General features: G+C 70.6%; 10 protein-coding genes. 6 read left to right on the forward strand and 4 right to left on the reverse strand.

The genetic code is table 11. The features are described 5' to 3' along the window. Positions 1 to 74 precede the first annotated feature (74 nt). A complete protein-coding gene (locus AS97_RS42005; RefSeq protein ID WP_059142822.1) occupies positions 75 to 866 on the forward strand; it encodes a metal-dependent hydrolase in 792 nt (263 codons plus the stop codon). 47 nt (positions 867 to 913) lie between these two features. On the opposite strand, the gene AS97_RS42010 is transcribed toward AS97_RS42005, so the two are convergent. Both AS97_RS42010 and AS97_RS42015 read right to left on the reverse strand, forming a co-directional pair. After that, positions 914 to 2695 (reverse strand): ABC transporter ATP-binding protein, encoded by a 1782-nt coding sequence (locus tag AS97_RS42010; RefSeq protein WP_086709543.1) that lies wholly within the window; start codon positions 2693 to 2695, stop codon positions 914 to 916. Beyond that, positions 2692 to 4596 (reverse strand): ABC transporter ATP-binding protein, encoded by a 1905-nt coding sequence (locus AS97_RS42015; RefSeq protein WP_210566741.1) that lies wholly within the window; start codon positions 4594 to 4596, stop codon positions 2692 to 2694. The genes AS97_RS42010 and AS97_RS42015 overlap by 4 nt, the downstream gene beginning before the upstream one ends. A 154-nt stretch (positions 4597 to 4750) precedes the next feature. On the opposite strand from AS97_RS42015, the gene AS97_RS42020 reads away from it, so the two are divergent. After that, positions 4751 to 5491 (forward strand): L,D-transpeptidase family protein, encoded by a 741-nt coding sequence (locus tag AS97_RS42020; protein ID WP_210566742.1) that lies wholly within the window; start codon positions 4751 to 4753, stop codon positions 5489 to 5491. 130 nt (positions 5492 to 5621) lie between these two features. Here AS97_RS42020 and AS97_RS42025 read toward each other — a convergent pair whose 3' ends face one another. Beyond that, complete coding sequence (locus tag AS97_RS42025; RefSeq protein ID WP_059142818.1) at positions 5622 to 6062, reverse strand: MarR family transcriptional regulator; 441 nt, start codon at positions 6060 to 6062, stop codon at positions 5622 to 5624. 134 nt (positions 6063 to 6196) lie between these two features. Between AS97_RS42025 and AS97_RS42030 the strand changes: the two genes are divergently transcribed. Then, the gene (locus AS97_RS42030) at positions 6197 to 8059 is read left to right on the forward strand and encodes an ABC transporter ATP-binding protein (RefSeq protein ID WP_059142817.1); all 1863 of its coding nucleotides are present in this window, start codon (positions 6197 to 6199) and stop codon (positions 8057 to 8059) included. On the opposite strand, the gene AS97_RS42035 is transcribed toward AS97_RS42030, so the two are convergent. Further along, a complete protein-coding gene (locus tag AS97_RS42035) occupies positions 8056 to 8295 on the reverse strand; it encodes a hypothetical protein (protein ID WP_210566743.1) in 240 nt (79 codons plus the stop codon). The two genes, AS97_RS42030 and AS97_RS42035, sit on opposite strands and share 4 nt — an antisense overlap. A gap of 367 nt (positions 8296 to 8662) precedes the next feature. Between AS97_RS42035 and AS97_RS42040 the strand changes: the two genes are divergently transcribed. From AS97_RS42040 to AS97_RS42050, 3 genes are all read left to right on the forward strand, one after another. Further along, positions 8663 to 8986 (forward strand): hypothetical protein, encoded by a 324-nt coding sequence (locus AS97_RS42040; protein WP_210566744.1) that lies wholly within the window; start codon positions 8663 to 8665, stop codon positions 8984 to 8986. Positions 8987 to 9861: 875 nt separating this feature from the next. Then, positions 9862 to 10956 (forward strand): cytochrome P450, encoded by a 1095-nt coding sequence (locus AS97_RS42045; RefSeq protein ID WP_232545999.1) that lies wholly within the window; start codon positions 9862 to 9864, stop codon positions 10954 to 10956. An 84-nt stretch (positions 10957 to 11040) separates the two neighbouring features. Further along, complete coding sequence (locus AS97_RS42050) at positions 11041 to 11247, forward strand: ferredoxin (RefSeq protein WP_059142813.1); 207 nt, start codon at positions 11041 to 11043, stop codon at positions 11245 to 11247. Positions 11248 to 11256 lie beyond the last annotated feature (9 nt).

Here is an 11256-nt window from a genome sequence, read left to right on the forward strand (position 1 = left end):
GCCGCTAGGCTGTGCCGGGCCGAAGCAGTCAACTCCCGCGCGGAAGCGGGAAAGAACAGGGGCGGGGTACGACCATGATGGGACCGGCGCATTCGCTGTCCGGAGCGGCGGCCTGGCTGGGGGTGGGGGCGGCGGCCGCGGCGGCCGGCCACTCGATGCCGTGGCCGGTGCTGGTCACCGGCGCGCTGATCTGCGCGGGAGCGGCGCTCGCCCCCGACCTCGACCACAAGGCGGCGACCATATCGCGCGCCTTCGGGCCCGTCTCAAAGGGACTGTGCGAGGTGATCGACAAGCTCTCGTACTCCGTCTACAAGGCGACCAAGAAGCAGGGCGACCCGCGCCGCTCGGGCGGCCACCGCACCCTCACCCACACCTGGGTATGGGCGGTGCTGATCGGCGCCGGAGCCTCGGCGCTCGCCCTGGTCGGCGGGCGCTGGGCGGTGCTGGGCATCCTCTTCGTGCATATGGTGCTGGCCGTCGAGGGGCTGCTGTGGCGCGCGGCCCGGGTCTCCAGCGATGTCCTGGTATGGCTGCTCGGCGCGGCCAGCGCCTGGATCCTCGCCGATGTGCTGCACCAGCCGGGCAACGGCTCGGACTGGCTGTTCAGCGCACCGGGCCAGGAGTACCTCTGGCTCGGCCTGCCGATCGTGCTCGGCGCCCTGGTCCACGACATCGGGGACGCGCTCACCGTCTCCGGCTGCCCGATCCTGTGGCCCATCCCGATCGGCCGCAAGCGCTGGTACGCGCTCGGCCCGCCCAAGGGCATGCGTTTCCGGGCCGGCAGCTGGGTCGAGTTGAAGGTGCTGATGCCGGTCTTCATGCTGCTCGGCGGCATGGGCGGACTGGCCGCGCTCGGCGTCATCTGAACCCCGGACGGGACGAGGGTGGCCGCGCCGAGGCGTGGCCACCCTCCTCACTGATGCCAGGAGCGCCACAGCGCGGCGTAGGCCCCGTCCGCCGCGACGAGTTCGTCATGGCTGCCCAGCTCGGTGATCCGGCCGCTCTCGACCACGGCGATCACATCCGCGTCATGCGCGGTGTGCAGCCGGTGCGCGATCGCCACCACGGTCCTGCCCTCCAGCACCCGGCCCAGCGAGCGCTCCAGATGGCGCGCCGCCCGCGGGTCCAGCAGCGAGGTGGCCTCGTCCAGCACCAGCGTATGGGGATCGGCGAGCACCAGCCGGGCCAGCGCGATCTGCTGCGCCTGTGCGGGGGTGAGCGCGAGACCGCCCGACCCGACCTCGGTGTCCAGGCCCTCGTCCAGCCCCCGAGCCCAGCCGTCGGCGTCCACCGCGCCCAGCGCCGCCCACAGCTCGGCCTCCGTGGCGACGGCGCGGGCCAGCAGCAGATTGTCACGCAGCGAGCCCACGAAGACATGGTGCTCCTGGTTGACCAGGGCCACATGCTCACGGACCCGCTCGGCCGGCATCCGCGCCAGCTCCGCCCCACCCAGCGTCACCCGGCCGGTGCGCGGGGAATAGATCCCGGCCAGCAGCCGCCCCAGGGTGGACTTCCCCGCCCCGGACGGGCCCACCAGCGCCAGCCGCGTCCCCGGGGACACCTTCATGGACACCTCGTGCAGTACATCGCTGCCCTCGTGGTAGCCGAACCGCACCTCATCCGCCCGCACCTCCCGGCCGCCGGGGACCACCCCCTCATCGGCGGGGCCCTCCTCGATCTCCCGCACCCCTACCAGCCGGGCCAGCGACACCTGCGCGATCTGCAGCTCGTCGTACCAGCGCAGGATCAGTCCGATCGGCTCGACCAGCATCTGCGACAGCAGCGCCCCGGTGGTCAGATCGCCGATCGACATCCAGCCCCGCATCACACACACGCCGCCGATCATCAGCACCGAACCGGTGATCAGCGTGTAGCTCACATTGATCACCGGGAAGAGCACCGAGCGCAGCCAGAGCGTGTAGCGCTCCCACGCCGTCCACTGCTTGATACGCAGCTCGGACTGGGCGATCCGCCGGTCGCCCAGCCGGTGGGCCTCGATGGTCCGCCCGGCGTCCACGCTCTCGGTGAGGGACGCGGACACCGCCGCATAGCCGGCCGCCTCCGAGCGGTAGGCGCTCGGCGCGCGGCGGTAGTACCAGCGACAGCCGATCACCAGCACCGGAAGCGCCACCAGTACCGCGAGACCCAGTGGGGGAGCGGTCAGGGTCAGCGCGCCGAGCAGCAGCCCGGTCCACACCACGCCGATGGCCAGCTGCGGCACGGCCTCGCGCATCGCGTTCGCCAGCCGGTCGATATCGGTGGTGATCCGGGACAGCAGATCCCCGGTCCCGGCCCGCTCCAGCACCCCCGGCGGCAGACCCACCGACCGTACGAGAAAGTCCTCCCGCAGGTCCGCCAGCATCTGCTCGCCCAGCACCGCCCCGCGCAGCCGCACCATCCGGACGAACACGGTCTGCACCACCAGCGCCACCGTGAACAGCGCCACGATGCGGCCGATGTGGAGGTCCTCCTCGCCCTGGGAGAGGTCCTCGACCAGTCCCCCCAGCAGCTGGGGGCCGACCATGGAGGCGATCACCGCGGTCGCGTTCACGACCATCAGCACGGTGAACGCGGCCCGATGCCGCCGCAGCAGCTCACGCACATAGGCCCGCACGGTGATGGGTGTGCCGACCGGCAGCGTCGTCGCCGACTCCGGTGCGGCCGGGTCATAGCCGGGCGGTGCCACGCCGATCATGCCGACTCCTCGATCTGTTCCTCGATCCGCCCGATCTCCCGCGGGCCGTGTCCGGCCGGCCCGGTGCCCCGCCCGGCCCTCCGCACGGCGGCCTCGTCCTCCGTCTCGCGGGTGACGACCGCGCGATACGCGGGATCGGTGCCCAGCAGCTCACGGTGGGTGCCCACCCCCGCCGCCGCGCCGTCGGGCACGAACACCACCCGGTCGGCCCGGTCCAGCAGCAGCGGGCTGGAGGTGAGCACGATGGTCGTCCGGCCCGCCCGCAGCCGCCGCACCCCGTCGGCGATCCGCGCCTCGGTGTGCGAGTCCACCGCGGAGGTCGGCTCGTCCAGCACCAGCACCTCCGGATCGGTCACCAGCGAACGGGCCAGTGCCAGCCGCTGCCGCTGGCCACCCGACAGGGAGCGGCCACGCTCGGTGATCCGGGTGCGCATGGGGCCGGCGTCATCCGCCTCGGCCGCCGACGCCTGCGCCAGCGCGTCCAGCACATCGCCGCACTGGGCCGCCTCGAGCGCCGTCTCCGCCGAGATCTCGCCGGACCTCGGCACATCCAGCAGCTCGGTGAGCGCCCCCGACAGCAGCACCGGGTCCTTGTCCTGCACCAGCACCGCGGCGCGTGCCGTGGTCAGCGGCACCTCGTCCAGGGCGACCCCGCCCAGCAGCGCCGACGGTGCCCCGACGTGGTCCCCGTCGCCCGGGCCGTCGTGGGTGGGATGTCCGCCGAGCCGGTCGGCCAGCCGCCCTGCCGCGTCCGGGTCGCCGCACACCACCGCGGTCAGCAGCCCGCTGGGCGCCAGCATCCCGCTCGCCGGGTCGTACAGATCCCCGCCGAGCGGCGCGGTGGCCTCCTGCGTCTCCCCGCGCTCGCCGCCGTCCACGGCGGCCGCGCCCTCGCTGGCCGAGGAGGAGCGTTGCAGCGCCAGCACCCGGGCCGCGCGCCGCGCGGAGGGCCGGGAGAAGGAGTACGCCATGGCGATCTCCTCGAAGTGCCGCAGCGGGTAGAGCAGAAAGGTCACCGCGCTATACACGGTGACCAGCTCACCCACCTCGATCCGTCCGTCGCCGGCCAGCGACGCCCCGTACCAGACGACACCGATCAGCAGCAGCCCCGGCAGCGCGACCTGCACGGCCGCGATCAGCGCCCACATCCGCGCGCTGCGCACCGCCGCGACCCGCACCTCCTGCGAGGCATGCCGGTAGCGGCCCAGGAACAGCTCCTCCCCGCCGATGCCCCGCAGCACCCGCAGACCGGCCACGGTGTCCGAGGCGAGGTCGGTCGCCCGGCCCGCCTTCTCCCGCTGCTCATCGGCCCGGCGCGCCGCGCGCGGCAGCAGCGGAAGTACGGCCAGTGCCAGTGCGGGCACCCCGACCGCCACCACCACTCCCAGCGCCGGCTGGTAGAGAACCAGGGCCACGCAGACCGCGACGGTGGTGATCGCGGCCGCCGTGAAGCGGGACAGGGCCTCCACAAACCAGCCGATCTTCTCGACGTCGCCCGTGGAGACGGCGACGACCTCACCGGCCGCCACCTTCCGGGTGAGGGCGGAACCCAGCTCCACCGCCTTGCGGGCCAGCAGCTGCTGCACCCGTGCCGCCGCCGTGATCCAGTTGGTGACCGCCGCGCGGTGCAGCATGGCGTCCCCGAGCGCGGTGAGCACGGTGAGCCCCACCATCAGCGCTCCGGCCATCGCCAGCCGGGAGCCGGAGCGGTCCATGACCGCCTGCACACCGAAGCCGATGGCGATGGGGAAGGACACCAGCGCGGCCATGTGCACCAGACCCCAGAGGGCCGCCTTGACCTGCCCGCCCAACTGATTCCTGCCCAGCCAGAAGAGAAACCGCGGACCTGACCGTACGTCGGGTCGGCCGGGGTCGGTATACGGAAGATCGCGAATGTGCATGGCGTCCCAAGGTCGGGCGGGCTGAGGAGGGCTGGTAGGAGACGTGAAAGGTTGACGTTCCTACGGTGCGGAATTCAACTGGTTTTCCCGGCAGCGGCCGGAACACGCCAATCCCGCATACGGCACTGTCCTACGCAGGTGGGACCATGGGGACATGCGAATCTCCGGCACGATGTCCATGCGCGCGGCGGCCGCGGCCGCCGCGGCCCTTGTCCTTCTCACCGCCTGCGGCGACGGCGGCGGGGACGGCGGCGGTGACAAGGGCGGAAACCCGGGCAAACAAGCGCTGCGCGGCGGGGCGCCCACACCGGATCCCACGCGTATCCCTGATGTGGGGGACAAGCTCCAGTCCCGGATCCCGGACCAGTCCCGTCAAGTCGTGGCGGTCTACGGCAAAGGGGTGAACTCCGCGGACGCGACTGTGGTCCTCTATACCAAGCAGGGCAAGGCATGGGAGCGGACACGCAGTTGGGCGGCGCACAACGGTAAGCGCGGCTGGGCGACGAGCCATCACGAGGGCGACAAGCGCAGCCCGGTCGGGGTCTACACGCTCAGCGACGCGGGCGGGGTGCTGCCCGACCCCGGCGCCCGGCTGCCGTATACCGCCTCCGGCTCCTTCGCGGCGCCCCACTACTGGCCCAAGTCCCACTGGACGGACTTCAACTACGTCATCGCCATTGACTACAACCGCGTCAAGGGCGCCTCGCCGCTCGACCAGACCCGGCCCGAAGGGCAGAGCAAGGGCGGCAGCATCTGGCTGCACATGGATCACGGCAGCGGCACCTCGGCCTGTGTCAGCCTCTCCAAGTCCGGTATGGAGTATCTGCTGAAGAACCTCGACCCCAAGCTGCACCCGGTGGTGGTCATGGGGGACAAGGCGCATCTGGCCGCCTGAGCGCGGCGAGTACGGCGTGAAGGCCGTGTGGGCGTAGGGGAAGTGGGTCGCGCCGTGATACGGCTTCGCGCCGCTCTTCCCCCGCGTCCAGCTGCCCTTTCACCACAGCAGCCGCTCTTCCGTCGCGACCTCAGCAGCGGTGGTCCGGGGTGCCGGAGAGGGTGTTCAGCAGATCGCCCAGCGCGTCGCGCTGCTGATCGCTGAGCGGTGCCAGGATGTCCTCCGCGGCGGCCCGGCGCGCCTCGCGCAGCGCGCGCAGCGTCGCCCGCCCGGTGTCGGTGAGCTCGATGCGCACCACCCGGCGGTTGGACGGATCCGGTACCCGGCGCACCGAGCCATGCGCCTCCAGGGCGTCCACCAGCGTCGTCACGGCGCGCGGGACCACCTCGAGGTGCTGCGCCAGGTCCGCCATCCGCGGCGGCTGGTCGCTGTGGGACACGGTGCGCAGCAGGCGGGACTGGGCGGGGGTGATGCCCAGTGGCTCCATATGGCGCTTCTGGGCGCGATGCAGTCTGCGGGTCAGGCGCAGCAGCTGCTCCGCGAGGAGGCCGGATGTCTCGGGGGTGGGCATGATCGCAGTTTATCAGGACCCGGTTCATTGTGAGTATAGGTAACAGTGAGCTATGCTCTCAAAGTCCGCGCCGTCGCGATCACGGCTCGATATGCCGTCACGCGCGGCGGCCTCCCTGACTCCAGAAGGAGCCCATGCACCCCGACACACCACCGTCCTGGACCCCGTCCGCCCCCGAGCCCGAGCGGCCCGCCCAAGTGCGGCGCATCCTCCGGCTCTTCCGTCCCTACCGCGGCCGCCTCACCGTGGTCGGCCTGCTGGTCGCCGCCTCCGCGCTGGTCTCGGTCGCCACCCCGTTCCTGCTCCGGGAGATTCTCGACACCGCCATCCCCGACGGCCGCACCGGGCTGCTCACCCTGCTCGCCCTCGGCATGATCGCCGCGGCCGTCGTCAACAGCGTCTTCGGCGTTCTGCAGACCCTGATCTCCACCACCGTCGGCCAGCGGGTCATGCACGATCTGCGCACCGCCGTCTACGACCGGCTGCAGCGCATGCCGCTCGCCTTCTTCACCCGCACCCGCACCGGCGAGGTGCAGTCCCGTATCGCCAATGACATCGGCGGTATGCAGGCCACCGTCACCTCCACCGCGACCTCGCTGGTCTCCAACCTCACCAGCGTGGTCGCCACCGTCGTCGCGATGCTCGCGCTCGACTGGCGGCTGACCATCGTCTCCCTGCTCCTGCTGCCGGTGTTCGTCTGGATCAGCCGTCGTGTCGGCGCCGAGCGCAAGAAGATCACCTCACAGCGCCAGAAGCAGATGGCGGCCATGTCCGCGATGGTCACCGAGTCGCTGTCGGTGAGCGGAATCCTGCTCGGCCGCAGCATGGGCCGGTCCGAGTCGCTCACCCGGCAGTTCGCCGAGGAGTCCGAGCGCCTCGTGGGCCTGGAAGTCCGCTCCAACATGGCCGGCCGCTGGCGGATGTCCACCATCGGCATCGTCATGGCCGCCATGCCCGCGCTGATCTACTGGGCCGCGGGAATCGCCCTCCAGGCCGGTGGCCCGGCCGTCTCCATCGGCACGCTCGTCGCCTTCGTCTCGCTCCAGCAGGGGCTGCTCCGGCCCACGGTCAGCCTGCTGTCCACCGGTGTGCAGGTGCAGAGCTCCCTGGCCCTCTTCGCCCGCATCTTCGAATACCTCGACCTGCCGATCGACATCACCGAGCCCGCCGATCCGGTGCGGCTGGCGAAGGTGCGCGGTGAAGTCCGCTTCGACGGCGTCGACTTCGACTACGAGGGCACGGCCCCCGGCGCATCGAAGGACGGCCTGTCGAAGAGCGCGAAGGACGGCTCATCGAAGGGCACCCTGCGCGGCATCGATCTGACCGTTCCCGCGGGCGGCAGCCTGGCAGTCGTCGGACCGACGGGTTCGGGCAAGACGACTCTCAGCTATCTGGTGCCCCGGCTCTACGACGTGACCGGCGGCCGGGTGCTGCTCGACGGCGTGGACGTCCGCGACCTCGACTTCGACAGCCTCGCCCGGGCCGTCGGCGTCGTCTCACAGGAGACCTATCTCTTCCACGCCTCCATCGCCGAGAACCTGCGCTTTGCCAAGCCCGACGCGACTGATGAGGAGATCGTGGCGGCGGCCGAGGCCGCCCAGATCCACGACCACATCGCCTCCCTCCCCGACGGCTATGACACCCTCGTGGGAGAGCGCGGCTATCGCTTCTCCGGCGGGGAGAAGCAGCGTCTGGCCATAGCCCGCACGATTCTGCGCGACCCGCCCGTCCTCATCCTCGACGAGGCCACCAGCGCCCTGGACACCCGCACCGAGCAGGCCGTTCAGCAGGCCATCGACGCACTCTCCGCCGGTCGCACCACGATCACCATCGCCCACCGGCTCTCCACCGTGCGCGACGCCGACCAGATCGTCGTCCTCGACGGCGGCCGAGTCGCCGAGCGGGGCACCCACGAGGAGCTGCTGGCCAAGGACGGGCGCTACGCCGCACTGGTGCGGCGCGACACCCACCCGGGGCCCGTGGTCCCTGCCGTCTAGATTGGTTCGCTGGTTCGCTGGTTCGCTGGTTCGCGCACCGCGCTCGTTACGCGGGCACAGTGCCCGCCGGGGCCGAGGTGTCCGTGTCCTGTGCCGGGGCATTGCTCGCCGGGCGGGAGAATCAGATCCTGGCCGAGCACCCGCCAGGATTCCTCCGCCGTGGCGGGGTCGATGCGCCCGTTCGCCAGGTCGTACTCCAGCTCGGCGAAGGCGCGCACGGGGAGCTGGCGCACCATGGTGCCGTGCCGGGCACGCAGTTCCGGACGGATGCCGTCCCGGCGGATGGCACCTATCTCGTCCAGCAGGCGCCGCGACGGAGTGTCCAGATGGTCCTGAAGGACGTAGTCGCGCAGCGGGGGCTCGACGAGGGCCTGCGCGAGGAACCGGGCACACCACGTGGGAGTGCCCGGTTCGATGTGGTTCTCCGACGTTCGGCAGGATCAGGCAGCCGTAGTGCTCCTCCAGGGACACGGTCTCCCGCTCGCGCAGGGCCTCCTCCACCACTCCCGGCACCAGCCCGGGATCGGCGAGCAGGGTTTCGTAGCGCTCCCGCTCCGACAGCAGCATCGTCATCATCTTGAGGATCATGTTCGAGGTGGTCTCGTGGCCCGCGAGCAGGAGCCCGACCACGGTGGCGATGAGTTCGTCGTGGCTGAGCCGGCCGTCCTCGCTGTCGGAGATCTGGGTCGGCTCACTGAGCAGGTCATCACCCGGCCGCGCCCGCTTGCGCTCGACGAGATCGGATGCGTAGGCACGGAACTCCGCCTGCGCCTCGTCCACTTCGGCCTGGGTGTAACGCGTCAACGTCAGCGGCGTCTCCGACCGGCGCGTGAACGTGTCCTGGTCCTCGCTCGGCGCGCCCAGCAGCGCGCGGATGACCCGCAGGGGAAGGGGGAGTGCCACCGCCGCGCGGAGATCCGCGGGTGACCCCTCGGCCACCATGGCGTCCGCCAACTCATCCGCGTCTCCTGGATGCGCGGGCGCCACGCTTCCCTCTTCTTCACCGTGAACGCGCGGCTGAGCAGCCGTCGCCACCTCCGGTGCCCCGGGCCCCCTCGATGTTCGCGTCCCCCTGGAGGGCCGGCTGAACGTCCCCCCCCGTCCTCGGTGGTCGACATGCGGGCGGCGTCCTTGCGGTCCGGATTGCGGCTGAACCGCGGGTCGGTCAGCAGCCCACGGACCTTCTCGTCCCCGGTCAGCAGGCCGACCATGTCCCCACTGGGCATCCGTACGTGTGCCACGGGGGCACGTGGCCCGCGTCTCGGCCCACTCCCGCGGGGGCTCCAGCGCGTTCGGCTGCTCGAAGGGGTAGTCGGGTATGGCTTCCGTCCCGGGGGCTCCTCCGGTGTCGGGGACCTTTGATCACCGTAAGGCGGTCGTCTTATCGAGACAATCGCCTTAGGGGGGACGGCCGGCATTCGACCTGGGTCGGTTGTGGTTGGACCGGGCACACCCGGGGAAGGGGAGTGGAGGGTGGTCGGGCCGCACGCTCAGACGCGGCGGCCGACGCGGTGGGTTCACCGACCCGGACGGGGTCAACAGCTTTCGCCTTTGTCTAAGGAAATTTGCAGACGTTGTCTGCGGGGGCCTTTCGGTGTGCTGTCGGGTCGACGGCGAAGCTAGCATCGACATCGAGCCAGCCGGTGTAGCCGCCGACGACCTCGATGCATGGATGTGAAATCGATGGAGGAGTCTTGGTCGACGCCCCGCACCCCACTGTGTCAATGCCCACCCAGCGGAGCTGCCCCTTCGATCCTCCGGACGGCTACACCCCCCTGCGCGAGCAGGAGCGGATAACGCGCATGAGTTACCCTGATGGGTCGCCCGGGTGGCTCATCACGCGTCACGCCGAAGCGAAGGAACTCCTCACCCATAAAAGCTTCAGTGCGCGCCAGGAAGGGATAATCTCGCCGGTTCCCACGGAGCTGCAGTACGACGGCCGCCCGGCCGACCCCGGCGCCTTCGCGAAGACGGACGACCCGATCCACAGCCAGTATCGCAAGCTGGTCACCGGCTTTTTCACGGTCCGTCGTACGCGTCAGCTCGCCCCCATGATCGAGCGAATCGTGCACGAACAACTCGACGATCTGGAAAAGGCCGGTCCGGGTGCCGATCTGGTCGAGGTATTCACGGAATCCGTTCCCTCCCGGGTGATGTGCGAGATGATCGGCGTCCCCGAATCGGAGCGGAAGACCCTCCAGCGGCACGTGGAGACACTCGGACGCCTCTCCTGCACCGTCCCCGAGGCGCTCGCCGCCGTGTCGGGGATGAGCGGATTCCTGTCCCGCTTCGTGCCGACCAGGATGGACGACCCCCGGGACGACCTCCTCGGTGACCTGATCCGTGGCGGGCAGCTCAACGAGCAGGAGCTCATGGGCATGGCCGCCACGCTGATCACCGGGGCCTTCGACACCACGGGCAACATGCTGGCCATGGGCGTCTTCACGCTGCTCGAGCACCCCGATCAGCTGGCCAAGCTCCGCGAGGACCCGGAGCTCATGGCGGGTGCCGTCGAGGAACTCCTGCGCTTCCTCACCATCTCCCACCTCGGGGCCAGCCGGTGGGCGCTCGAAGATGTCGAGTTCGCCGGCCAGGCCATCAAGAAGGGCGAAGTGGTCACCGTCGCCCTCCCCGCCGTGAACCGCGACCCCGAGCGCTACAACAACCCTGACCAGCTCGACATCGGCCGCACGGACCACGGGCACCTGGCGCTCGGCCACGGCGTGCACCAGTGCCTCGGTCAGCACCTCGCCCGCACGATCCTGCGCGTCGGCTACGAGGCCCTGTTCGACAGGTTCCCCACGCTGCGGCTGACGGTCCCGGGCGACGAGATCCCGATGCGTGATGACTTCGTGCACTACGGCCCCAGGTCGCTTCCCGTCACCTGGGACGACTGAACGAGCCCGGATTCCTGTCCTGAGCCGGCCACTCCGCGAGTGGTCGGCTCATCACCCCGAACGACAAGGTAGGACTGAGACCCGATGAGGATCACCGCCGACCGTGAGGTGTGCTGTGCGGCGGGCCAGTGCGCGCTGATCGCGCCTGACCTGTTCGACCAGAGCGACGAGGACGGCTCCGTCGTTCTGCTCGAAGCACAGCCGGAAGCCGGACGGCTGGACACCCTGCGCGAGGTCGTATCCCGTTGCCCAACCGGTGCGATCCGCATCGAAGAAGACCCTGGCGCGTGAAAAAGACGG

The sequence above is a fragment of the Streptomyces sp. AgN23 genome (genome assembly GCF_001598115.1).
GTDB classification, from domain to species: domain Bacteria; phylum Actinomycetota; class Actinomycetes; order Streptomycetales; family Streptomycetaceae; genus Streptomyces; species Streptomyces antimycoticus.